Origin of the sequence: Pseudomonas sp. MWU15-20650 (assembly GCF_023242475.1) — a bacterium.
In the GTDB taxonomy this organism is placed as follows: domain Bacteria; phylum Pseudomonadota; class Gammaproteobacteria; order Pseudomonadales; family Pseudomonadaceae; genus Aquipseudomonas.
This window is the reverse complement of record NZ_JALJFG010000016.1, coordinates 28,525-51,704: the sequence shown is the minus strand read 5'-3', so window position 1 is coordinate 51,704 and position 23,180 is coordinate 28,525. Positions and strand designations below refer to the sequence as shown.

The following is a 23,180-nucleotide window of genomic DNA, read 5'->3' as shown; positions in this document are numbered from 1 at the left end:
CTGAGCGGTGCTTTATGTGCAACGCAGTGAAAAGCGGCCTAAACAAGGCCGCCCCAAGGCTTACTTGGCCGCCGTCAACGCGTTATAGCTGGTGAACAGGTTGCGGTAGTCCGGGATGTGGTTGGAGAACAGGGTTCCCAAGCCTTCGATATCGTTGCGCCAGTCGCGGTGCAACTCACAGGCCAGGCCAAACCAGGTCATCAATTGTGCGCCGTTGGCCGACATACGGGCCCAGGCCGATTGCTGGGTCAGTTCGTTGAAGGTACCGGAGGCATCGGTGACCACGAACACGTCAAAGCCTTCCGCCAGGGCCGACAGGGCCGGGAACGCTACGCAGACTTCGGTGACGACACCGGCAATGATCAGTTGCTTCTTGCCGGTCGCCTTGATGGCCTTGACGAAGTCTTCGTTGTCCCAGGCGTTAATCTGGCCTGGGCGAGCGATGTAGGGGGCATCCGGGAAAAGTGCCTTGAGCTCCGGGACCAGCGGGCCGTTAGGGCCGGTCTCGAAACTGGTAGTGAGAATGGTCGGCAACTTGAAGTACTTGGCCAGGTCAGCCAGGGCCAGCACGTTGTTCTTGAATTTGTCCGGGTCGATGTCGCGCACCAGCGACAGCAGGCCCGCCTGATGGTCGACCAACAGAACGGCTGCGTTGTCTTTGTCCAGGCGAACGTAAGGTTTAGACATCATGCTACTCCTGATAAAAAAGGCGCTCCCCGACATGGGCCGCACCGCAAAGAACCCACCGCGTTTATTGGCGTTGTGAGTCCAGTTCCTCGTGGTTGTTCGCCACTTCCTGGGCCTTGACGTAGCTTTCAATCAGCAACTGATAGTGCGGCATGGCCTGGGTGTAGACATTGGCCCACGCCTGGGCATCCGGACGGTTCCACGAGCCCTGCAGTTCAGAAAGCGTGCCCATGATGTCAATCGGCACCACCCCGGCTTGAGCCAGGCGCGCTACGGTCAGGTCGGTGGCCAATCGCGAGTGGTTGCCCGATGCATCCACGACCGCAAAAACCTTGTATCCCTCATGCACCGCCGCGATAGACGGAAACGCCAGGCACACGCTGGTCAAGGTGCCGGCAATCACCAAGGTTTTCTTGCCGGTGGCTTTGACCGCGGCGTGGAACTCAGGGTTGTCCCACGCATTGATTTCGCCACGGCGAGCCACGTACTGGGCATGGGGCGCGGCTTCATGAATCTGCGGGATCAGCGGGCCGTTGGGCCCTTGGGGGACCGAAGCGGTGGTGATGACGGGAATGTTCAGCAGGGTTGCAGCCTTGGCCAACGCAATGGCGTTGGCGCGTAGTTGGGGAACTTCGATGTCCTTGACGATCTGGAACAGGCCGCTCTGGTGATCGATCAGCAGCATGGCTGTGTCGGCAGCGTCGATGGTCGGCTTCATCCCATTAAAATTTGCGGCATTACCTGATGTACTCATTGGCATTTCCTCTTGCGTGGAGGTGCCACCTTAGTCACCACACTGGCCGTTCGGTAGTGGCTGAATTAAGCTTCAGCATCTCAAAAATGGAACACTGCCGATGTTCGATCTGAACGAACTCTTCCTTTACGCCAAGGTCGTCGAGCACGGCAGCTTCGCCGCGGCCGGCCGGGCCCTCAACCTGCCTAAGTCGACCCTGAGCCGCAGAGTCAACCAGCTTGAGTCAAGGCTTGGGGTGCGGCTGATCCAGCGTTCGACGCGTCAGTTCCAGGTCACTGATATTGGCCAGGCGTACTACCGGCAGTGTGTGGCAATGATTGCCGAGGCCGAGTCGGCAGAGGACGTCATTGCATTCAATAAATCGGAACCGCGCGGGGTGATTCGCTTGAGTTGCACCACCGCGCTGCTCAACTACTGGGTGGCGCCGATGCTCGCCCGATTCATGGCGCAATGCGGTAGCGTCGAGCTGAATGTGAAAAGCTTGAACCGCAAGGTCGATGTCATCAGCGAAGGTTATGACATCGCCTTGAGCCTGTGTTTCCCGCCACTGGACAGCAGCGAGCTGGTCATGAAAGTGCTCGGCAAAAGCCCCCAGGTGCTGGTGGCAAGCGCGGCTTTTTTGCAGCGTCATCCGCTTCCCTTGCAACCCGCCGACCTCGCCGGGCTGCCGACCCTCAGTTGGGGCAACCCGATGCTTCAATACCAGTGGGAGCTGACTGGCCCGGACGGTGCAAAGGCGCAGATCCAGCACACGCCGCGACTGGTCAGCGATGACATGCCGACCCTCAAAAGCGCCGCACTCTCGGGCGTAGGCGCGGCCAACCTGCCGCTGGCGGTGGTGAGGGATGAAATAGCCGATGGCCGCTTGATCGCGCTGCTGCCTGAGTGGCGACCCACCGAAGGCGTCATCACGGCAGTCTTTCCCTCACGACGCGGGCTGATGCCATCGGTGCGGTCCCTGATCGACTTTCTGGGTAACGCCTTCGAGGCGTCTTGATTCACCCAGGTTCCACTTTTGAGGCTGCTCCACAGGCGCCCATTTTCAGTGGCAGCGCTTAATGCAAACAGCGTCTTCAACACCTGCTTCGAAGTATCCCGCCCCCTTATTGGCATTGGCGTCACTCAATAGCAGCAAAGGTTCCTTGCACCTTCGACAACAGTCTTTTGTCATCAAGCGCATTGATAGCTACCTAACGAAACCCCCATGCTAGAGGGCTGACTCCGCGCTTATATCATTCCGAATGATAGTTACCTTTGCTTCATTCGATTCGTGACATAGCACCTCGCCGCGCATCATCCGCCCATCTCAAATACATTGGCGGATGCACCTCATGGAACAGTCACTCAAACATTTGCGCTTCCCCCTGGCGATCTTGGCCGTGGTGGTGATGAGCGCATGCGGCAAGACCCCGGACCAAGCGGCCGCCATGCCCCCTGCGAAAATCAGCGTAGCCAAGGTGCTGGAACAACCGGTCAACGAGTGGGATGAATTCACCGGTCGCCTGGAAGCCCCGGAAACCGTGCAGATTCGTCCGCGCGTGTCCGGCCAGATCGACCAGGTGGCCTTCACTGAAGGTGCGCTGGTGAAAAAAGGCGACCTGCTGTTCCAGATTGACCCTCGCCCGTTCCAGGCTGAAGTGCGCCGCCTCGAAGCCCAGCTTGCCCAAACCAAAGCCGCCGCCACCCGTAGCGATAATGAAGCGCAACGTGGCGAACGCCTGCGTCAGAGCAATGCGATTTCCGCCGAACTGGCTGACTCACGCACCACCGCCGCCCAGGAAGCCCGCGCCGCCGTCGCCGGGATCCAGGCGCAGTTGGACCTGGCCAAGCTGAACCTGAGTTTCACCCGTGTGACCTCGCCGATCAGCGGCCGCGTCAGCCGTGCCGAAATCACCGCCGGCAACCTGGTGACGGCCGACACCACCGCGCTGACCAGCGTGGTCTCCACCGACAAGGTCTACGCCTACTTCGACGCCGACGAGCGTGTGTACCTCAAGTACACCGAACTCGCCCGTGAAGGCCGTCGTGGCGCCACCACCCCGGTGTACCTGGGCCTGTCAAACGAGGCCGGCAACCCGCACCTGGGCCAGATGAACTTCGTCGACAACCAGGTCAACCCGGCCACCGGCACCATTCGCGGCCGCGCCGTGTTTGATAACAGCAAGGGCGAATACACCCCTGGCCTGTATGCCCGTCTCAAATTGGTCGGCAGCGGCACCTACTCCGCCGTGTTGATCAACGACGAAGCCGTGGGCACTGACCTTGGCAAGAAATTCGTGCTGGTGATGGACGGCGACAAGCCGGCCTATCGTGCGGTGGAGCTGGGGCCGAAGATCGAAGGCTTGCGCATCGTGCGCAGCGGCTTGAACAAGGACGACACCATCGTGGTGAAGGGCCTGCAGCGCATTCGCCCGGGGTCGCCGGTGGCACCGGAGACCATCCCGATGGCCAGCAAGGAAACCCTCGCCGCCTTGGCACAACAACGACAAGCGCTTGAAGCCAGCAACCTGGAACAAGTGGCGCCGGATAAAGCCGCGCCCAAGCTCGCAGCCGTCGCGGCTCCACGCGGTTAAGGGATACAACTCAAGATGAATTTTTCCAAGTTCTTCATTTCACGGCCGATTTTCGCAGCGGTACTGTCGCTGTTGATCCTGATCGCCGGTGCGATCTCGCTGTTCCAGCTGCCGATCAGCGAGTACCCGGAAGTGGTACCACCGACGGTGGTGGTCCGCGCCAACTTCCCGGGCGCCAACCCTAAAGTCATCGGTGAAACCGTGGCCGCTCCGCTGGAGCAAGCCATCACCGGCGTCGAGAACATGCTGTACATGTCTTCGCAGTCGACCGCCGACGGCAAGCTGACCCTGACCATCACCTTCGCCCTGGGCACCGACCTGGACAACGCGCAGGTACAGGTACAGAACCGTGTGACCCGCACGCAGCCAAAACTGCCCGAGGAAGTGACACGCATCGGTATTACCGTGGACAAGGCATCACCCGACCTGACCATGGTGGTGCACTTGACCTCGCCGGATAAGCGCTACGACATGCTCTACCTGTCCAACTACGCCTTGCTCAACGTGAAGGATGAGCTGGCGCGTCTGGGCGGCGTGGGCGACGTGCAGTTGTTCGGCATGGGCGACTACTCCCTGCGTGTATGGCTGGACCCGAACAAGACCGCTTCGCGCAACCTGACCGCGACCGATGTGGTCAACGCGATCCGCGAGCAAAACCGCCAAGTGGCCGCCGGTGCCTTGGGTGCGCAACCGGCACCGAATGCCACCAGCTTCCAGTTGTCGGTGAACACTCAGGGCCGCCTGGTCACTGAGGAAGAGTTCGAGAACATCATTATTCGCTCAGGCGACAATGGTGAAATCACTCGCCTCAAAGACATCGCGCGTGTGGAGCTGGGCTCCAGCCAATATGCCCTGCGCTCGTTGCTCAACAACCAGCCGGCCGTGGCGATCCCGATCTTCCAGCGCCCAGGCTCCAACGCGATCCAGATCTCCAACGAAGTGCGCGAAAAGATGGCGGAGCTGAAAAAGAGCTTCCCGGAAGGCATGGATTTCAGCATCGTCTATGACCCGACCATCTTCGTGCGCGGCTCCATCGAAGCGGTGGTACACACGCTGTTCGAAGCCTTGATCCTCGTGGTGCTGGTGGTGATTCTGTTCCTGCAGACCTGGCGCGCCTCGATCATTCCGTTGGTGGCGGTGCCGGTATCGTTGATCGGTACGTTCGCGGTGATGCACCTGTTCGGCTTCTCGCTCAACGCGTTGTCATTGTTTGGCTTGGTGTTGGCCATCGGTATCGTGGTGGACGACGCCATCGTGGTGGTGGAGAACGTCGAGCGCAACATCGAGCTTGGACTGGAACCGTTCCCGGCCACTGAAAAAGCCATGAGCGAAGTGACCGGCCCGATCATCGCCACCGCGTTGGTACTGTGTGCGGTGTTCATCCCAGCGGCGTTCATCAGCGGTTTGACTGGGCAGTTCTATAAGCAATTCGCCTTGACCATTGCCATTTCGACGGTGATCTCGGCCTTCAACTCGCTGACCTTGTCCCCTGCCCTGGCTGCTGTCTTGCTGCGCAGCCATGACGCGCCGAAGGATCGCTTTTCCAAACTGCTCGACAAGCTGTTGGGTGGCTGGTTGTTCCGTCCGTTCAACCGCTTCTTCGAGAAAGCCAGCCATGGCTACGTCGGCACCGTGCGCCGAGTGATTCGCGGCAGTGGTATCGCGCTGTTCCTGTACGCCGGCCTGATGGTCCTGACCTGGCTGGGTTTTGCCCACACGCCAACGGGTTTCGTGCCGGCCCAGGACAAGCAATACCTGGTGGCCTTCGCGCAATTGCCGGACGCCGCGAGCCTGGACCGCACCGAAGACGTGATCAAGCGCATGTCCGATATCGCGCTGAAACAACCTGGCGTGGAAGCCGCTGTAGCCTTCCCTGGCCTGTCGATCAACGGTTTCACCAACAGCCCAAACAGCGGCATCGTGTTCGTGACCTTGAAGCCCTTCGATGAGCGTAAAGACCCGAGCATGTCCGCCGGCGCAATTGCCGGGGCACTGAACGGCAAATACAGCAGCATCGAAGAAGCCTACATGGCGATCTTCCCACCGCCGCCGGTACAGGGCCTGGGTACGATTGGCGGGTTCCGTCTGCAAATCGAAGACCGTGGCAACCTGGGTTACGACGAGCTGTACAAAGAAGTGCAGAACATCATCACCAAGAGCCGCACCACGCCTGAATTGTTCGGCCTGTTCACCAGCTACACGGTCAACGTGCCCCAGGTCGATGCCGCTATCGACCGTGAAAAGGCCAAGACCCACGGCGTGGCGATCAGCGACATCTTCGACACCCTGCAGATCTACCTGGGTTCGTTGTATGCCAACGACTTCAATCGCTTCGGGCGTACTTACCAGGTCAACGTGCAGGCTGAACAACAGTTCCGCCTGGATGAAGACCAGATCGGCCAGCTGAAAGTGCGCAACAACAAAGGCGAGATGATCCCGTTGGCGACCTTTATCAAGGTCAGCGACACCTCGGGGCCGGACCGTGTGATGCACTACAACGGTTTTATCACCGCTGAGATCAACGGCAACGCCGCACCGGGCTATAGCTCGGGCCAGGCCCAGGCCGCGATCGAAAAACTGTTGAAGGATGAATTGCCCAACGGCATGACCTACGAGTGGACCGACCTGACTTACCAGCAAATCCTCTCGGGCAATACCGCGCTGTTCGTGTTCCCGCTCTGCGTACTGCTGGCCTTCCTGGTACTGGCCGCCCAATACGAAAGCTGGAGCCTGCCACTGGCGGTGATCCTGATCGTACCGATGACGCTGCTGTCGGCCATTACCGGGGTGATCATCTCGGGTGGCGATAACAACATCTTTACCCAGATCGGCCTGATCGTGCTGGTGGGCCTGGCGTGCAAGAACGCGATTCTGATCGTCGAGTTTGCCAAGGATAAACAGGCCGAGGGGCTCGACCCACTGGCGGCGGTACTGGAAGCCTGCCGTCTGCGTCTGCGGCCGATCCTGATGACCTCGTTCGCCTTCATCATGGGTGTGGTGCCACTGGTGTTGTCCAGCGGTGCCGGTGCCGAGATGCGCCATGCCATGGGCGTGGCGGTGTTCTCCGGGATGATCGGTGTGACCTTCTTCGGTCTGTTGCTGACGCCAGTGTTCTACGTACTGATCCGTCGCTATGTCGAGCGCAGCGAAGCACGCAAAGCGGCCAAGGCCCTGAAGCTGGAGACACAGCAATGAGTGTGAAAGTCTTTCTGCCGAGCTTGCTGGTCCTGGCGCTGAGCGCCTGTGCCGTGGGCCCGGACTACAAAACCGAGAAGCTGGAGGCGGCCAATATCACGGCCGCCGCCGACACCAAACGTTATGACCATGCCCAGTATGAAGGCATCTGGTGGCAGCAGTTCGACGACCCGACCCTCAACCAGTTGGTCACCCAGTCACTGAGCGGTAACCGCGACCTGCGTGTGGCCTTTGCCCGCCTGCGAGCGGCCCGTGCCATCCGCGATGACGTGGCCACCGACATCATGCCGGTGGTGACGTCCCGCGCCAGCAGTGACGTGGGCAAAGGCCAGATTCCTGGCCAGACCACCCAACGCGTCAATAGCGAGCGTTATGACTTGGGCCTGGACATGGCCTGGGAAGTGGACTTGTTCGGTCGCATCCGCCGCAACCTGGAAGCCAGTGACGCTGACCAGCAGGTAGCTGAAGCCGACCTGTACCAACTGCAAGTCACCATGATTGCCGAGTTGGTGGATGCCTACGGTCAGCTGCGCGGCGCCCAATTGCGTGAGCGCATTGCCCTGGACAACCTGAAAAACCAGCAGGAATCGCGCACCATCACCGTCAGCCTGCGTGATGCCGGCGTTGGCGACCAACTGGATGTAGAGCGTGCCGACGCACGCCTGGCAGCGGTTGAAGCGAGTGTGCCGCAACTGCAAGCCGAGCAAGTGCGCGAACGTAACCGGATCGCCACCCTCCTCGGCCAGCGCCCCGACAAGCTGACCGTGGACCTGAGCCCCAAAGACCTGCCGGCGATTGCCAAGGCGCTGCCGATTGGCGACCCAGGCCAGCTGTTGCAACGTCGCCCGGACATCCTCAGCGCCGAACGCAAACTGGCGGCCGCCACTGCACGTATCGGCGTGGCCAAGGCCGACCTGTTCCCACGGGTCAGTCTCAGTGGCTTCCTCGGCTTTACCGCCGGGCGTGGTTCGCAGATCGGCTCGGCCGCAGCGAATGCCTGGTCCCTGGGCCCGAGCATCACCTGGGCCGCCTTTGACCTGGGCAGTGTGCGCGCCCGTTTGCGTGGCGCGAATGCCGAAGCCGATGGGGCATTGGCGACGTATGAGCAGCAAGTGTTGCTGGCGCTGGAAGAGTCCGAAAATGCGTTCAGCGACTACGGCAAGCGCCAGCAGCGTCTGGTCTCGCTGATTCGTCAAAGCGAATCCAGCCGCGCCGCTGCCGACCTCGCCGCGATCCGCTACCGCGAGGGCACCGTGGACTTCCTGGTGCTGCTCGACGCCCAACGCGAACGCCTGGCCGCCGAAGACTCCCAGGCCCAGGCCGAAGTGGACCTGTATCGCGGCATCGTCGCGATCTACAAGGCCCTCGGCGGTGGCTGGCAGCCGGATACGGTGGTGGCTAGCAGCAAGTGATGTAAGAGCTCCTTTGGTTGGTCGCATCCAGCCAATTTTTAGCCCCACGGTCCATTCGGTCGTGGGGCTTTTTTTGGCTCGCCAAATGCCAGCCGTATCCGAAGAGCCTTACGGATTTATATGTCGGATTGAGGTGAAGTCCACTGTAAGCCGTTTCTCTATATGCACTACCGCCACCCAGCTTGATGACTCTGGATTGAAGTGATACTACGCTTTTTGCTAAAGAAAACTTCATGACGGAGGACGCTCTTATGGCAATTGTATCGACCACCGAACCCCTGCAACGCTCGAAAGCGACTAACGCTTATGTCATCAAAAACCCGAACGAGGTGAAGAATGCATTCACGATAACTGATGTGAGCAAGGCGTCGGAGACTCTGAAACTTGACACCGACGACAAACTCGTTGGACTAAAGAGCTTTCTGAAAAACTACGACATGACGTCAATTAGTACAGATGACATTAGAAAGGTCGGCAGAAGACTCTATGACAGTGGTGCAATTGACGTGCAAGCCTTCGGAATGTTCATAGCGGGCGACATGGCCAATGACGAAAAAGGACACCCTACAAATACCCATGTAAAATTCAATGCTATCGCACTATTCAATCAGCGGCTTGCTGACTATGACGCGTTCCTGAAAGATAATCCAAAGCTTAAAACCCACGATAACTTAGCCTGGCGGCAGGGAATGGTGGCAGCCAACCAAGCGGTCAATGCCCTGTTATATTTTGTTAACTCTGCCAGTAGCCGGCTATCTGTGGACGAGCACGCCTGACTGAAGATCGAGGCCGCAGCGAGCCAAGCTCAAGCACTCTCTGCGGCCTAGATTATTCAACGGCCATACTTAACGGTACCCAAATAAACTTTCGGTGCAGCGTCAGGGTTTTTTAATCTCACACGATAGGTTCCAAACGAACCACTGAATAGCACATTACTACCGGTATTACCTGCCACCTGCTGCCAAGAAGAACCGACCTCGCGTTCGATGGATAGCTGGGGTGGCCTGCCACGATCTACAGCGGAAATAGTTGCGTCAATGTTCGCACCAAAGCATCCGTTAGCAGACGTTATTGTGAATGGGCCGTAAGCGGTTATCTCAATACCCTCTTGTAAAATCCCCGTATACGTATCCGTAATACTCCAACACCCGGCAGACACTTGAAAAGACAGAAACACCGAAGCCAACACAGGCACTGCAAATAAAGCTTTCATGTTTTTATCCTCGCGACTAGCTAGTAGGTTGATCAAGCCAGACACCCACCACTCAACTGCTCGGACAGAACTACAGGTAGGAGTCTTACTGCCCACCCTGCATGATTTGTTATTCGGAATATGCCAGCCACTTCCTAAATTCAATAAGGATCACCCCGTCATCCCCAGGGGTAAGACTCAGTCAGCCATTTCCTAGTCCCGCACCCCTGCCACTAAAACCGATTGTGCTCGTTCAAGATCAAGCTCCGATAATGCCCAGGGTTGGAGCCCGCCCATTTACGAAATGCCTTATAAAACGAACTTGCATCCGCAAACCCCAGCCGCGTGGCGATCTCGGCAAAACTGATTTGTGGCTCCGCCAGCCAGACAATCGCCAGCTCCTTGCGCACACTGTCCTTAAGACCTTGATACGTCTGCCCCTCATCCGCCAGTCGGCGTCGCAAGGTGGAGGCAGAGATACACAGGCTGGCCGCCAGGCCCTCGGTTTCCGGCCAGCCGTCGGGAGGCATCTGGCGCAGGTCGTTCTTGATGCGGGTGGCGAGGCTCTCAGGGTCGCGGTATTTGACCAGGATGTTGGCGGGCGCATGGGCAAGGAAACGCTTGAGTTCTTCCGGGCTGCGCTTGATCGGCAGGTCCAGGCAGTCCGCAGAAAAAATCATGCGAGTACGTGGCCTTTCAAACCTCAGGTTGTCGGAAAACATCACCTTATAGTCATCGCAGAAGTCCGGCTCTGTGCAGCGCAATTCGATAGCCAGGATCGGGATGCGCCTGCCTGCCAGCCAACAGGCGACGCCATGCACGATCATCCAGTAGGTGAAATAGGTGAATGCGCGCTTGGGCTCGGCCTCAGGCTCCAGCAGCACGATTTCAGCCAGGCTCTGCTGGCGTACCACCTCGGCGGGCAAGCGCTCGAGCATCAATGACAGAAAACCCAGGCCGACTTCCAGGCTGGCGCCCAGATTCGGTTGTGCCATGCAGGCGCGGCACAGGAACTCCAGGCTGCCGGATTTGAGCTTGCGCGGGTCCATGCCGAAGAACTCATCGTCCATGCGCCGCGCCAGCAAACGCCAAAGACGCGCGTAAGCCGTGGCTGGAACGCGGGCGCCGGGCTGCTCCAACAACGCAGGATCAAGCCCGACTTTGCTCAAGGCTTCAACGGTGGCAGGCCCGGGCGCGCAGCTCTGCAACAAGGCTTCGCGCACGAGATAGATAGAGATGGTGTCTTTTTCCGACATTAGAAATTAGCCAGTCCGACGGCACACAAGTGGCGAGCATCATAAGGGTGCTCGCGATTTGCCACCACCGTTCAGCCGCAGTTCAGCAAAGGTCAATATTCGCTGTTTAGTAATGAGTATCATTATGTTACAAATTAGCATCCTCTCTCATGACGCTGCGGTGCCGAATGCTCGTTCCTTTTTTAATCATGCTGCGCGAAGGCATTGAAGCCGCATTGATCGTTGGCATCATCGCCAGTTACCTGCAACAAACCGGCCGTGGCCAATGGATGCCCGCCGTGTGGATCGGTGTATTCCTCGCCGCCGCCCTGGCCTTGCTGGTCGGGGGCGGCCTGGAACTGGTCAGCGCTGAATTCCCGCAAAAACAGCAAGAGTTGTTCGAGGGCATCGTGGGTCTGGTCGCCGTTGGCATACTCAGCTCCATGGTGTTCTGGATGCGCAAGGTGGCGCGCTCCATCAAGCATGCCCTGCATGAATCCCTCGACCATGCACTGGCGGGCTCCAAGCACCAAGTCATCGCGCTGATTGCCATGGTGTTTTTCGCCGTGGCCCGTGAAGGCTTGGAAACCGTGTTCTTCCTGCTGGCCGTGTTCCAGCAGAGCGAAGGCCCAGGGGCACCGATTGGCGCCCTGCTCGGCTTGATCCTGGCCATCGTCGTGGGTTTCCTGATCTATTCCGGCAGCATGCGCCTGAACCTCGGCGCGTTTTTCCGCTGGACCGGCTTGTTCATCCTCGTGGTCGCGGCGGGCATTCTCGCCAACTCTGTACAGGCCCTGCACGAGGCCGGTGTGTGGAACCACTGGCAAACCGTGCTGTTTGACTTCAGCGCCGCGCTGCCCATGGACAGCCCGCTGGGTTCGGTATTGGCCGGGATGTTCGGTTACCAGGAAGCGCCGACGGTCAGCACTTTGGGGGCCTATCTGATTTACCTGGTGGTGGCCCTGGTGATGTTCTTCCTGCCCACCCCGCCCGCCAAGCCTGTCGCCAAACCCTCTTGCACATCCAGCCAGTAAGGACCGTCTCTTGTCCAACCCAACTCCTCAATCGGCCCCATCGTCCCGCGCCCTGCGTTGGGCGGTGGCCGGTTCGGTGGTCGTGATGATCGCCGCCGGTGGCCTGTTCTACTATGCCTCCCAGCTGGCTGCCGCCAAGCGCCAGACCCACCATAACGAAATCGCGGTGACGATCCATGGTCATGCCTGCGAGCCCAACACCCTGACGGTGCCGGCCGGGCGCGCGAGCTTTCGCATCATCAACCGCTCCGACCGTGCGGTGGAATGGGAGATCCTCGACGGCGTGCTGGTGATCGAAGAGCGCGAAAACATCGCACCGGGCCTGAGCCAGGTGATCAATGCCAACCTGTTGCCCGGCGACTACGCCATCACCTGCGGCCTGTTGAGCAACCCACGCGGCACCTTGCATGTCACGCCGACCGCGCAATCCGATGCCCAGGCCAAGGCCAAGCCATCGATGGTGGCGTTCATCGGGCCGTTGTCGGAGTTTCGTGTGTACCTGAGCGGTCAAGGCAGCGCACTGGTCAAGACCGTGAGCGCCCTGCAGCAAGCCATTGACGCCGGCGACCTGGCCCAGGCACAGGCGCTGTATGTGCCGGCGCGTGAGGCTTACCAGCGCCTGGCGCCCGCGGCCCAACGCCTGGCCGAGCTGGATAACGCGATCAACGCCCGCGCCGATTACTTTGAAAAACGTGAGCAAGACCCGGCCTTCAACGGCTTCCACCGCCTCGAATACGGCCTGTTCCAGCAACGCAGCCTCGATGGCCTGGCACCCGTCGCCCAACGCCTGGTAAGCGACGTCACCACACTCAAGCAGCAGTTGCTGGCCCAATCCCTGCCGCCGGAGCAACTGGTGAGCATTGTGGTGCGCAATCTCAACAGCCTGGCCGATGTGCGCGCCACCAGCGGTGAAGAGGAACGCTACAGCCATATCGACCTCAACGGCTTTGCCGCCAACCTGGAAGTCGCGCACAAAGTGGTCGACCTGATGCGCCCCCTGCTGAGCAAGTCTGCGGCCGACCTGTTGCCGAAGATCGATAACGCGATCAACGCCTTCGACGCCGAACTCAATGGCTTGAAGGCCAATAACCGTTACACCGCGTACGACAGTATTACCAGCGATCAACGCAAGCAGATCGCTGACAAGGCCAAGGTACTGGCCGCCGCACTCGATGGAATCGACCCCGCCCTTGGCCTTTCCGGCCTGCAGTGAAGACGACTTAAACGATGAGCGATTCAGAACAGCGTTGCGCACACTTTTCAGCCCAGCGTCGCCGCGTGCTGTTGGGCATGGCGGCCACCGGTGCTGCCATTGCCGGTAGCAGCCTCGCCTGCCCGGCCATGGCGTCGGCTGCCGAGCAAGTCACCACGGCACCGCGCAGTGACAAAACCCAGGACCACCACGACTTTTTCGGCCAGCACCAAACCGGCATCGTGACCCCGCGCCCGGCCTGCGGCATGGTGGTAGCGTTCGATGTGCTGGCCAGTGACCGCGAAGACCTGGAGCGCCTGTTCCGCACTTTGAACGAGCGCATCCATTTCTTGATGACGGGCGGCACCGTGCCGCAAGTCGACCCGAAACTGCCGCCCACCGACTCCGGCATCCTCGGCCCGGTGGTCACACCGGATAACCTGACCATCACGGTGTCCGTCGGTGAGTCATTGTTCGATGAGCGCTTCGGCCTCACGGCGGCCAAGCCCAAGCGCCTGATCCGCATGGTCGGTTTCCCCAATGACGCACTGGAACCGGCGCAATGCCACGGCGACCTTAGCCTGCAGTTCAGCTCGAACACGCCGGACACGAATATCCACGCCCTGCGCGATATTGTGAAGAACCTGCCGGACCTGCTGCTGGTGCGCTGGAAACAGGAAGGCAGCGTGCCCCCACAGGCGCCCGCCAAACCCGGTGAACCGGCGCAAAGTGCGCGCAACTTCCTTGGTTTTCGCGATGGTTCGGCCAACCCGAACTCCAACGATAACAAGGCGATGGACCAGATCGTCTGGGTACAACCGACCAGCGACGAACCGGCCTGGGCCGCCCACGGCAGCTACCAGACCGTGCGGATCATCCGCAATTTTGTCGAGCGCTGGGACCGCACCCCGCTGCAAGAACAGGAAAGCATCATCGGCCGCGTCAAACCCACGGGCGCGCCCATGGATGGTCAGCACGAAACCCAGGTTCCGGACTACAGCAAAGACCCGGAAGGCAAGTTGACCAAACTGGATGCCCATATCCGCCTGGCCAACCCGCGTACCCCGCAGACCCAGGCCAACCTGATCCTGCGTCGGCCGTTCAACTACTCCAACGGTGTCAACAAAAACGGTCAGCTGGACATGGGGCTGTTGTTCATCTGTTATCAGGCTGACCTGGAGAAAGGCTTCATCAGCGTGCAAACCCGGCTCAACGGCGAGCCCCTGGAGGAGTACCTCAAGCCGGTCGGCGGTGGCTACTTCTTCACCTTGCCAGGCGTCACCGGGCCCAAGGATTTCCTGGGGCGCACGCTCCTTGCTGCAACGCACCCTCAAACCACTGCCAACACCTAAAATAAACCAGAGCGCAAACCTCCCATGAAGAAATCGACTCTCGCGTTGTCGTTGCTAATGACCCTTTCGCCGCTGGCCGCCTTCGCCGAGACGGCGCCGCTGGACCTGGTAGGCCCGGTGTCGGATTACAAAATCTACGTCACCGAAGAAATCGGTGAGCTGGTCACCCAGACCCAGGCATTCACCGACGCGGTGAAGAAAGGTGACCTGGCGACCGCCAAGAAGCTGTACGCGCCGACCCGTGTGCACTACGAGTCCATCGAGCCCATCGCCGAGCTGTTCAGCGACCTCGATGCCTCCATCGACTCCCGTGTCAACGACCACGAAAAAGGTGTGAAAGCCGAAGACTTCACCGGCTTCCACCGTATCGAGTACAGCCTGTTTTCCGAGAACACCACCCAGGGCCTCAACGCTCTGGCTGACAAGCTCAACAGCGACGTGCAAGACCTCAAAGCCCGAGTTGACGGCCTGACCTTCCCGCCTGAAAAAGTCGTCGGCGGCGCCGCCGCGCTGTTGGAAGAAGTGGCGGCCACCAAGATCTCCGGCGAAGAAGACCGCTACAGTCATACCGACCTGTATGACTTCCAGGGCAACATCGACGGCGCGAAAAAAATCGTCGACCTGTTCCGTAGCCAGATCGAGAAACAAGACAAAGCCTTCCTGGCCAAGGTCGACAAGAACTTTGCCAGCGTGGACAAGATCCTGGCCAAGTACAAGACCAAGGATGGCGGTTTTGAAACCTACGACAAGGTCAAGGAAAACGACCGCAAGGCCCTGGTGGGACCGGTCAACACCTTGGCTGAAGACCTGTCGATGTTGCGCGGCAAGCTGGGTTTGAACTAAACCCTGCGGGCAAAAAACGACCCGGGCCTTGTTGAAGGGCCCGGGTCTTTTTTTGCCTGTGAGTGACTCGTCTACAGGATCCGGTACAGCAAGCGCTCAATCCGCACCCGGCTGACACGCCGCAGGAACTTACCCACCGCAGGCGGATAATCCACCAGCGTCTGCAACTGTTGGTAGCCCTCAATACGCGTGGTGTGTTGGAAAATCTGCGCCAACTCGGTACGCCGCCGCCCCAGCCACTGGCTTTGCGGGTCGTCGATCAGCAAGCCATTTTCCAGGTCAAGGCGGAATGCCCGTGGGTTGAGGTTGTTGCCGGTGAGCAGGGTGTAACGCTGGTCGACCCACATGCCCTTGAGGTGATAGGTATTGTCGCCGTCGCGCCACAGGTGCAGGTTCAGTTGGCCGCTGTCGATCATCGGCTGGTGGCGCTTGGCAAAGCGACGCAGGCTGATCTCATACAAGTACGGCAACGCTGCAATCACCTTGAACGGCTCACTGGGCGGGATGTAGAAATCGTTGGCCGTCTTGTCGCCGACGATGATGTCGATCTTCACGCCGCGCGCCAGGGCTCGATTGATTTCCCGGGTCACTGGCAATGGCAGGTTGAAATACGGCGTGCAGATGGTCAGTTGGTGCTGGGCGCTGGCAATCAGCTCCAGGATCACCCGGCTCAGGGGGTTGTTTTTGCCCACACCGAGCAACGGGCTGACCGACAGGTGGCCATTGGGTAACTGCCCCGCCGTCGTGTCATAGGCCGCATGTTTGAGACGGCTGCGCAGGTCACCGATGTCGTTGCGCAAACTGCGGGTGGTGGGCGGATTCGGCAGGTCCAGACGGTGCACCGCCTTGGACGCGATCAGGCCGTGCTCCACCAGATGCTGCATCGAGTCGGCCAGCGGTTGGCTGTGGATCAGGTGGTAACGGTCGAAACGGTACTTGTCGAACTTGTGCAGGTACACGTTGTTCAGGCTGGCGCCGCTGTACAGCACGCTGTCGTCGATCACAAAGCCCTTGAGGTGCAACACGCCGAACAATTCACGGGTTTGCACCGGCACACCGTACACCGGGACCTCACTGGCATGACTCTGCGTCATCGCCTGGTACCAGGCGCTGTTGCCAGGCTGCTTGCCGGCGCCAATCAGCCCGCGCTGGGCACGCAACCAATCGACCATTACCACGATATCCAGTTCGGGCCGGGCCGTCTTGGCCGCGTGCAAGGCATCGTAGATTTCCTGCCCCGCCTCGTCCTGCTGCAAGTACAGCGCAACGATGTAGATACGCCGCGTGGCCTGGGGAATTTTCTCCAACAGGCAACGGCGATAGGCATCGGCACCGGACAACACCTCAATGGCATCCGGAGACAGTGGAAAACCGCGCAGTTTGGGGAGCAGGGAACGTTTGAAGAACGACGGCATAGGGCTCGCAATGGGTCGAATCCGAAGAGGCCACGAGCTTACACCATAGGGGTGCGCAGGTCTCGCCATCGAGCATGTAAAAAAGTTAATTGACCAAGAAGAATGATCGTTCTACTGTCAGCAGCATGAACAACATAACCAGCAGTGAAACCCGCGACATTATCCTCGACGTCACCGAGAAGCTGATCTATCGCCACGGCATCGCCGCCACGGGCATGGACCTTCTGGTGAAAACCGCCGGCGTCTCGAGAAAAAGTATCTATCGCTACTTCGCCAATAAAGATGAATTGGTCATCGCCGCCCTGCAACGCCGCGACGAACGCTGGATGCAATGGCTGCGCAGTGAAGTGGAACGCAGCGAGGGCAGTGGCGAGCGCCTGCTGGCGCTGTTCAGTGCACTCAAGAACTGGTTCGGCTCGGCGGATTTTCGCGGCTGCGCCTTTATCAATACCAGCGGCGAAACCGGCAATGCACTAGACCCGGTGCGCCTATTGGCCAAGGCCCACAAGCAAAAACTGTTCGAGTACGCACTCGAACTGTGTCACGCACATGGCACCCCCGACCCGGAACGGCAGGCCGCGCACCTACTGATCCTGATCGATGGCGCCATTACCGTTGCCCTGGTGATGGGCGATTCAACAGCCGCCGATAATGCGCAATGCATGGCGCGAACGTTATTGGGGCTTTGAACGCACACACTCAGCAACTTTCGATCAACCCTCAGTGTTTCAGGAGCTGCCTGATGTCATCTAACGCAGAAGTACGCCCACCCCTGCCGCCGTTCACCCGCGAGTCGGCCATAGAGAAAGTCCGCCTGGCCGAAGACGGTTGGAACTCCCGGGACCCGCAACGGGTGTCCCTGGCCTACACCCTGGACACCCAGTGGCGTAACCGCACCGAATTTGCCTGCAACCGCGAAGAGGCCAGACACTTCCTTGCCCGTAAATGGGCCAAGGAGCTGGATTATCGGCTGATCAAGGAATTATGGGCATTCACCGGCAACCGCATCGCCGTGCGCTATGCCTATGAATGGCACGACGACTCCGGCAACTGGTTCCGTTCGTACGGCAATGAAAATTGGGAGTTCGACGAGAACGGTTTGATGGCCAATCGCTTTGCCTGCATCAACGATAAGCCGATCAAGGAAAGCGAACGCAAATTCCACTGGCCGCTGGGACGCCGCCCGGATGAGCATCCGGGCTTGTCCGACCTGGGGCTGTAGCCGCACGCCGCACGCTTGAAGCTTGAAGCTTCAAGCTTGCGGCTGACCGCTCAATCCTGATTCAGGCCCACGCGATACAACACGCCCTTGTCCTCATCGGTCAGCACATACAGGTAACCATCGGGCCCCTGTCGCACATCCCGAATTCGCGCGTTCAAACCGCCCAACAGGCGTTCCTCATGGATCACCTGATCGCCATCGAACTGCAAGCGAATCAATTCCTGGCTGGCCAACGCTCCGATAAACACGTTGTGCTGCCACGCCTTGAAGCGGTCGGCATCATAAAACGCCATGCCGCTGATGCCGGGTGACTTCTCCCAGACGTGATGGGGCGGCACCGTGCCTTCTGCCGTCTTGCCCTTGGCTTCCGGAATCGGCGTGAGCGAATAGTTGATGCCATGGGTCGCCAGCGGCCAACCGTAGTTCTTGCCACGTTCGATGATGTTGATTTCGTCGCCGCCACGGGGGCCGTGTTCGTTTTCCCAGATCGTGCCGCTCCACGGGTTCAGCGCCAGGCCCTGCGGGTTACGCTGGCCGTAGGACCAGATCTCGGGTCGTACGCCGGGTTGGCCGACAAAGGGGTTGTCATCGGGCACGCGGCCGTCCGGGTAAATGCGCACGACTTTACCTTGCAACTTGTCCAGATCCTGAGCAGTGGGCCGGTCGTTGTTTTCGCCCAGGGTCACGAACAGGTAGCCGTCACGGTCGAACGCCAGGCGCGAGCCGAAGTGATTGCCGGTGGACAGTTTAGGCTCTTGGCGCAGGATTACTTTGAAGTCCTTCAAGCCACTCAAGTCATCGGCCAGGCGCCCACGCCCAACGGCCGTTCCAGCCTTGCCGTCCTTACCGCCGCCTTCGGCGTACGACAGGTAGACCATGCGGTCCTGCTTGAAGTCGGGCGACAGCACCACATCGAGCAAACCGCCCTGCCCTTTGGCCCACACCTGCGGCACGCCCGTCAACGGTGCGGAAAGCATGCCGTCCGGGCTGACAAAGCGCAGATGGCCTGGGCGCTCGGTCACCAGGAAGCCTTGCTGGTCAGGCAGAAACGCCACCGCCCAAGGGTGATCCAGGCCCTTGGCGATCGGGGTTGCCGTGATACTGCCCTGCTCGCTGGGGAACTGTTGGGCATCGGCGGCGTAAACCACCGCCAAGGGAAGCAGCGCAGTTGCACAAACGGCGGCTAACAGGGTTTTACGTAGAAACATAAGGCGCAATCCTTAGCGGCGATTGCCGTTGGCATCATAGGTGGGGGCTTTGGTTTCAGTCGCCGGGCGGCTGGGGGCAGCATCGCGCTTGGGATAACGGTTACCGATACCACCGTTCTCAACGGTCGGCGCCGCCGTGGTCGGCCCGGTCTGGAGACCGCGGCCGGCCGGCGCATTAGGTTGGGTGCCTTGCATACTGTTGGGATTGGCCCGGTGAATAGGGCTGTTGTTGGAGTCGTTGCTGCCGGGCAAGTTTTGCGCCTGGGCGAGTGGCGTGAGCGCCAGGCCCAACGCCAGCATTGCGAGATGACGCACACAGCTGTTCATGACAAAGCCTCTCTATGCCGAGTTGTACGTGCTTTCGATCAACACGCTACGCCTTGGGTTCGGCTTGCGACATTAAAATGTTTCTCATCAGATGTAACACAATCTGTCCGCGCGTCTGCCCACCGAAACTTTTGCCAACGCCCACCAGTCACCCAGACACAGACTCTTTTCAAGGAACCGCCGCCATGCCACGGGCAATCTGGAAAGGCGCCATCAGTTTCGGTTTGGTCCATATCCCGGTGTCGCTGGTCTCGGCGACGTCGTCTCAGGGCGTTGACTTTGACTGGCTGGATAAACGCAGCATGGAGCCAGTGGGCTACAAGCGCATCAACAAGGCCACAGGCAAAGAAGTCACCAAGGACAATATCGTCAAGGGCGTGGCCTTCGAGAAAGGCCGCTATGTGCTGCTCAGCGAAGACGAGATTCGCGCAGCTCACCCCAAGTCAACCCAGACCATCGAGATCATTGCCTTTGTGGCCAGTGACCAGATCCCCCTGCAAAACATCAATACGCCCTACTTCCTGGCCCCGGACAAACGCGGCGGCAAGGTCTACGCGCTGTTGCGCGAAACCCTGAAGAAGACCCGCAAGGTCGCCCTGGCCAACGTGGTACTGCACACCAAACAGCACTTGGCTGCACTGATGCCGCTGGAGTCAGCCCTGGTGCTGGTGATGCTGCGCTGGCCCGCCGAAGTGCGCAGCCTGGACGAGCTGGAGCTGGGCAGCGATGTTATCCGCCCGACCCTGGGCAAAGGCGAGCTGGACATGGCCAAGCGCCTGGTGGAGGACATGAGCGCCGACTGGCAACCTGATGACTACCGCGACAGCTTCCAGGACAAGATCATGGCGCTGGTGGCGAAGAAGGCCAAGGCCGGCAAGATCGAAGACGTGGAAACGACCAAAGGCAGCGACGAGCGCAAATCCGCCGACGTGATCGACCTGACGGAGTTGCTCAAACGCAGCTTGGCGGGCAAGCCGGCGACGAAAAAAACCACCACGAAAAAGTCCAACAAAAAGGCATCTTGAGCCCGCCCTTTGCTGGAGAACGACATGGCAAAGCCTCTGAGTGAATACAACCGTAAACGCGATTTCGCCCTTACCGCCGAACCGGCAGGCAGCCCACCTGCCCGCCCGCGCAAAGCGTCAGCCCTGGCCTTTGTGATTCAAAAGCATGACGCGCGTAACCTGCATTATGACTTTCGCCTGGAGCTCGATGGCGTCCTGTTGAGCTGGGCGGTGCCCAAGGGCCCAAGCCTGGATCCCAGCCAGAAGCGCCTGGCAATCCACGTTGAGGATCATCCGTTGAGCTATGGCAACTTCGAGGGCCGTATCGCCGCCGGCCAATACGGCGCGGGGGATGTCATCGTATGGGACCGCGGCATATGGCAGCCCCATGGCGACCCGCACAAGGCCTATGCCAGCGGCAAACTGAAATTCACCCTGATGGGCGAAAAACTGTCCGGGGACTGGGCCTTGGTGCGCACGCGGCTCAAAGGTAGCGGCGACAAGGAACAGTGGCTGCTGATCAAGGAACAGGACCCGCAGGCCCGGCCTGCCGCCGACTACGATATTGTCCAGGCTCAGCCGAAAAGCGTGCTTAGCGGTGCTTCGGTCGGCCAGACCAGGAAACCTGCAAAGCGCCAGAAAACACAAGCTCCCTTGCCCGAGCAGTTCACTGCGCAACTGGCGACCCTGGTCGACCGCGCGCCGGCCGGCGACTGGCAGTACGAAATCAAATTCGACGGCTACCGGATGCTCGCACGTATCCGCGACGGCGAAGTACGCCTGTTTACGCGCAATGGCCATGATTGGACCGACCGTTTGCCACGTCAGATCAAGGCCCTGCAGGCACTCAAACTCAAGGACAGCTGGCTCGATGGTGAAGTTGTCAGCCTCGACGCCGAGGGCTTGCCGGATTTCCAGGCGCTACAAAATGCCTTCGATATCGGGCGCAGCCTGGACATCGTCTACTACCTGTTCGATGCACCTTTCCTGGGCGGGCAAGATCTGCGCGATGCGCCACTGGAAGAGCGTCGGGCGGCACTCAAGTCGGCCCTTGCCGCTAGCCGAAGCAAACTGCTGCGGTTCTCCGAAGCTTTCGCCGCCCACCCACGCGACATCTTCGAAAGCGCCTGTGACCTGGCCCTTGAAGGTGTGATCGGCAAGCGCGTGGGCAGCCCGTATGTGTCGAGGCGCAGCGCCGACTGGATCAAACTCAAATGTCGCTTGCGCCAGGAGTTCGTGATTGTCGGGTATACCCGCCCACAAGGCTCGCGTACCGGGTTTGGCGCACTGTTGCTGGCAGTCAACGAGGATGCCGGGTTGGTCTACGCAGGGCGCGTGGGCACCGGTTTTGATCAGGCGGCGTTGAACGCTCTCTACGCTCAGCTCACACGGCTTGAGTGCCACGCCTCGCCCCTTTCAAAACCGCTCACGCGTGCTCAGGCGCGGGGGGTGCACTGGGTGGAACCGACATTGGTCGGCGAAGTGCAGTTTGCCGAGTGGACCCGTGACGGTGTGATCCGCCAGGCAGCCTTTGTGGGCTTGCGCAGTGACAAACCTGCCTCGCAGGTCATTCATGAGCAACCGCGTTCGGCCAAATCGCTGCCGATACCCGCGACAAAAACCTCCGGCAACCCCCTGACCATTACTCACCCAGACCGCGTCATCGATCCGCAGAGCGGCACGCAAAAGCAACAACTGGCACAGTTCTACGCCAGCATCAGCGAATGGATCCTACCCTTCCTGCGCGGCCGGCCGGTGTCACTGCTCAAAGCACCGGAGGGCATCGGCGGCGAGCAGTTTTTCCAGAAGCACACTGAGCGCCTGGCGATTGCGTGCATCAAGCAACTGCCTGCCGAGCTCGACCCCGGCCATGCACGCCTGTTGGAAATAGACAGCCCGGATGCCTTGATCGGTGCCGTGCAAATGGGGACTGTGGAATTCCACACTTGGGGCGCTACCGCGCAAAAGATCGACACCCCTGACCTGTTCGTACTGGACCTCGACCCCGACCCCGCGCTGCCCTGGAAAACCATGCTGGAAGCCGCGCAACTGACGCTGTCGGTCTTGGATGAATTGGGGTTGCAAGCCTTTGTCAAAACCAGCGGCGGCAAGGGTTTGCACCTGGTTATTCCGTTGGCCCGACGGGATGGCTGGGAGACCGTGAAAGCGTTCGCCAAAGCCATTGCGCAGTTCATGACCCAGCAACTGCCAGAACGCTTTACCGCCACCAGCGGCCCCAAGAACCGTGTGGGCAAGATATTTGTCGATTACCTGCGCAACGCCCGTGGTGCCAGTACGGTCTCGGCCTACTCAGTGCGGGCACGGCCAGGTTTACCGGTGTCGGTGCCTGTCAGTCGTGATGAGTTGAAAAGCGTGCGCAGCGCCCAGCAGTGGACGGTTGCGAACCTGCATGAGCGGCTGCAGGGTTTGAAGGGCGACCCGTGGGCCGGTTATGCCAATCGACAAAAGATCAGCAAGCGGATGTGGGAGAAGCTCGGCGCGAATCCACCCACATGATTCGCGCCTTGAACGAGT

20 protein-coding genes are annotated in these 23,180 nt (G+C 59.9%); 13 read left to right on the top strand and 7 right to left on the bottom strand.

Translation table 11 applies throughout. The features are described from left to right. Positions 1–60 precede the first annotated feature (60 nt). Positions 61–687, bottom strand: coding sequence for an isochorismate family cysteine hydrolase YcaC (gene ycaC / locus M5B43_RS14430; protein ID WP_248750743.1), 627 nt, complete (start codon positions 685–687; stop codon positions 61–63). 64 nt (positions 688–751) lie between these two features. Continuing rightward, positions 752–1,441 carry an isochorismatase family protein gene (locus M5B43_RS14425; protein WP_248750742.1) on the bottom strand — a complete coding sequence of 230 codons (690 nt, stop codon included), beginning with the start codon at positions 1,439–1,441 and terminating at the stop codon, positions 752–754. Positions 1,442–1,541: 100 nt separating this feature from the next. Here M5B43_RS14425 and M5B43_RS14420 point away from each other — a divergent pair, with 100 nt between their 5' ends. From M5B43_RS14420 to M5B43_RS14400, 5 genes are all read left to right on the top strand, one after another. Beyond that, positions 1,542–2,438: a LysR substrate-binding domain-containing protein gene (locus M5B43_RS14420; protein ID WP_248750741.1), complete on the top strand. Its 897-nt coding sequence runs from the start codon at positions 1,542–1,544 to the stop codon at positions 2,436–2,438. Between the two features lie 334 nt (positions 2,439–2,772). Next, on the top strand, positions 2,773–4,014 hold the full coding sequence (mexE, locus tag M5B43_RS14415) for a multidrug efflux RND transporter periplasmic adaptor subunit MexE (RefSeq protein WP_248750740.1): 1,242 nt from the start codon (positions 2,773–2,775) through the stop codon (positions 4,012–4,014). Positions 4,015–4,029: 15 nt separating this feature from the next. Beyond that, the gene (locus M5B43_RS14410) at positions 4,030–7,209 is read left to right on the top strand and encodes an efflux RND transporter permease subunit (RefSeq protein ID WP_248750739.1); all 3,180 of its coding nucleotides are present in this window, start codon (positions 4,030–4,032) and stop codon (positions 7,207–7,209) included. Beyond that, positions 7,206–8,621 (top strand): TolC family protein, encoded by a 1,416-nt coding sequence (locus M5B43_RS14405; RefSeq protein ID WP_248750738.1) that lies wholly within the window; start codon positions 7,206–7,208, stop codon positions 8,619–8,621. The genes M5B43_RS14410 and M5B43_RS14405 overlap by 4 nt, the downstream gene beginning before the upstream one ends. Positions 8,622–8,854: 233 nt before the next feature. Continuing rightward, on the top strand, positions 8,855–9,397 hold the full coding sequence (locus M5B43_RS14400; RefSeq protein WP_248750737.1) for a hypothetical protein: 543 nt from the start codon (positions 8,855–8,857) through the stop codon (positions 9,395–9,397). 56 nt (positions 9,398–9,453) lie between these two features. On the opposite strand, the gene M5B43_RS14395 is transcribed toward M5B43_RS14400, so the two are convergent. Both M5B43_RS14395 and M5B43_RS14390 read right to left on the bottom strand, forming a co-directional pair. After that, positions 9,454–9,834: a hypothetical protein gene (locus tag M5B43_RS14395; protein WP_248750736.1), complete on the bottom strand. Its 381-nt coding sequence runs from the start codon at positions 9,832–9,834 to the stop codon at positions 9,454–9,456. Positions 9,835–10,046: 212 nt separating this feature from the next. Beyond that, a complete protein-coding gene (locus M5B43_RS14390; protein WP_248750735.1) occupies positions 10,047–11,069 on the bottom strand; it encodes an AraC family transcriptional regulator in 1,023 nt (340 codons plus the stop codon). Between the two features lie 167 nt (positions 11,070–11,236). On the opposite strand from M5B43_RS14390, the gene efeU reads away from it, so the two are divergent. Genes efeU through efeO (M5B43_RS14370) form a run of 4 tightly spaced genes read left to right on the top strand, consistent with a single transcriptional unit; the run spans position 11,237 to position 15,469 of the window. Further along, entirely contained in the window at positions 11,237–12,082 is an 846-nt protein-coding gene (gene efeU / locus M5B43_RS14385; protein ID WP_248750734.1) for an iron uptake transporter permease EfeU, read from the top strand. Between the two features lie 10 nt (positions 12,083–12,092). After that, entirely contained in the window at positions 12,093–13,295 is a 1,203-nt protein-coding gene (efeO, locus tag M5B43_RS14380; RefSeq protein WP_248750733.1) for an iron uptake system protein EfeO, read from the top strand. A gap of 14 nt (positions 13,296–13,309) precedes the next feature. After that, entirely contained in the window at positions 13,310–14,626 is a 1,317-nt protein-coding gene (gene efeB / locus M5B43_RS14375; protein WP_248750732.1) for an iron uptake transporter deferrochelatase/peroxidase subunit, read from the top strand. Positions 14,627–14,650: 24 nt separating this feature from the next. Further along, entirely contained in the window at positions 14,651–15,469 is an 819-nt protein-coding gene (gene efeO, locus M5B43_RS14370; protein WP_248750731.1) for an iron uptake system protein EfeO, read from the top strand. Between the two features lie 71 nt (positions 15,470–15,540). Here the strand turns inward: efeO (M5B43_RS14370) and pssA are convergent, their stop codons facing one another. Beyond that, a complete protein-coding gene (gene pssA, locus M5B43_RS14365) occupies positions 15,541–16,884 on the bottom strand; it encodes a CDP-diacylglycerol--serine O-phosphatidyltransferase (protein ID WP_248750730.1) in 1,344 nt (447 codons plus the stop codon). Positions 16,885–17,009: 125 nt separating this feature from the next. Between pssA and M5B43_RS14360 the strand changes: the two genes are divergently transcribed. Together M5B43_RS14360 and M5B43_RS14355 are read left to right on the top strand one after the other, a co-directional pair. After that, complete coding sequence (locus M5B43_RS14360; protein WP_248750729.1) at positions 17,010–17,573, top strand: TetR/AcrR family transcriptional regulator; 564 nt, start codon at positions 17,010–17,012, stop codon at positions 17,571–17,573. A 53-nt stretch (positions 17,574–17,626) separates the two neighbouring features. Then, positions 17,627–18,106 carry a nuclear transport factor 2 family protein gene (locus M5B43_RS14355; RefSeq protein ID WP_248750728.1) on the top strand — a complete coding sequence of 160 codons (480 nt, stop codon included), beginning with the start codon at positions 17,627–17,629 and terminating at the stop codon, positions 18,104–18,106. Positions 18,107–18,156: 50 nt separating this feature from the next. Here M5B43_RS14355 and M5B43_RS14350 read toward each other — a convergent pair whose 3' ends face one another. Beyond that, a complete protein-coding gene (locus tag M5B43_RS14350; protein ID WP_248750727.1) occupies positions 18,157–19,314 on the bottom strand; it encodes a PQQ-dependent sugar dehydrogenase in 1,158 nt (385 codons plus the stop codon). 12 nt (positions 19,315–19,326) lie between these two features. Further along, positions 19,327–19,641: a hypothetical protein gene (locus tag M5B43_RS14345; protein ID WP_248750726.1), complete on the bottom strand. Its 315-nt coding sequence runs from the start codon at positions 19,639–19,641 to the stop codon at positions 19,327–19,329. Positions 19,642–19,826: 185 nt separating this feature from the next. On the opposite strand from M5B43_RS14345, the gene M5B43_RS14340 reads away from it, so the two are divergent. Together M5B43_RS14340 and ligD are read left to right on the top strand one after the other, a co-directional pair. Continuing rightward, positions 19,827–20,666, top strand: coding sequence for a Ku protein (locus M5B43_RS14340; RefSeq protein WP_248750725.1), 840 nt, complete (start codon positions 19,827–19,829; stop codon positions 20,664–20,666). A gap of 24 nt (positions 20,667–20,690) precedes the next feature. After that, entirely contained in the window at positions 20,691–23,162 is a 2,472-nt protein-coding gene (gene ligD / locus M5B43_RS14335) for a DNA ligase D (protein WP_248750724.1), read from the top strand. Positions 23,163–23,180: the final 18 nt, after the last annotated feature.

Bases quoted from the DNA above. Each gene is read 5' to 3' on its own strand.
- M5B43_RS14410 (WP_248750739.1), top strand. From the start codon at position 4,030: ATGAATTTTTCCAAGTTCTTCATTTCACGGCCGATTTTCGCAGCGGTA.
- ycaC (WP_248750743.1), bottom strand. From the start codon at position 687: ATGTCTAAACCTTACGTTCGCCTGGACAAAGACAACGCAGCCGTTCTG.
- M5B43_RS14390 (WP_248750735.1), bottom strand. From the start codon at position 11,069: ATGTCGGAAAAAGACACCATCTCTATCTATCTCGTGCGCGAAGCCTTG.
- M5B43_RS14355 (WP_248750728.1), top strand. From the start codon at position 17,627: ATGTCATCTAACGCAGAAGTACGCCCACCCCTGCCGCCGTTCACCCGC.
- M5B43_RS14425 (WP_248750742.1), bottom strand. From the start codon at position 1,441: ATGAGTACATCAGGTAATGCCGCAAATTTTAATGGGATGAAGCCGACC.
- efeB (WP_248750732.1), top strand. From the start codon at position 13,310: ATGAGCGATTCAGAACAGCGTTGCGCACACTTTTCAGCCCAGCGTCGC.
- M5B43_RS14405 (WP_248750738.1), top strand. From the start codon at position 7,206: ATGAGTGTGAAAGTCTTTCTGCCGAGCTTGCTGGTCCTGGCGCTGAGC.
- ligD (WP_248750724.1), top strand. From the start codon at position 20,691: ATGGCAAAGCCTCTGAGTGAATACAACCGTAAACGCGATTTCGCCCTT.
- M5B43_RS14420 (WP_248750741.1), top strand. From the start codon at position 1,542: ATGTTCGATCTGAACGAACTCTTCCTTTACGCCAAGGTCGTCGAGCAC.
- efeU (WP_248750734.1), top strand. From the start codon at position 11,237: ATGCTCGTTCCTTTTTTAATCATGCTGCGCGAAGGCATTGAAGCCGCA.
- efeO (WP_248750731.1), top strand. From the start codon at position 14,651: ATGAAGAAATCGACTCTCGCGTTGTCGTTGCTAATGACCCTTTCGCCG.
- M5B43_RS14395 (WP_248750736.1), bottom strand. From the start codon at position 9,834: ATGAAAGCTTTATTTGCAGTGCCTGTGTTGGCTTCGGTGTTTCTGTCT.
- M5B43_RS14345 (WP_248750726.1), bottom strand. From the start codon at position 19,641: ATGAACAGCTGTGTGCGTCATCTCGCAATGCTGGCGTTGGGCCTGGCG.
- M5B43_RS14360 (WP_248750729.1), top strand. From the start codon at position 17,010: ATGAACAACATAACCAGCAGTGAAACCCGCGACATTATCCTCGACGTC.
- pssA (WP_248750730.1), bottom strand. From the start codon at position 16,884: ATGCCGTCGTTCTTCAAACGTTCCCTGCTCCCCAAACTGCGCGGTTTT.
- M5B43_RS14350 (WP_248750727.1), bottom strand. From the start codon at position 19,314: ATGTTTCTACGTAAAACCCTGTTAGCCGCCGTTTGTGCAACTGCGCTG.
- M5B43_RS14340 (WP_248750725.1), top strand. From the start codon at position 19,827: ATGCCACGGGCAATCTGGAAAGGCGCCATCAGTTTCGGTTTGGTCCAT.
- M5B43_RS14400 (WP_248750737.1), top strand. From the start codon at position 8,855: ATGACGGAGGACGCTCTTATGGCAATTGTATCGACCACCGAACCCCTG.
- mexE (WP_248750740.1), top strand. From the start codon at position 2,773: ATGGAACAGTCACTCAAACATTTGCGCTTCCCCCTGGCGATCTTGGCC.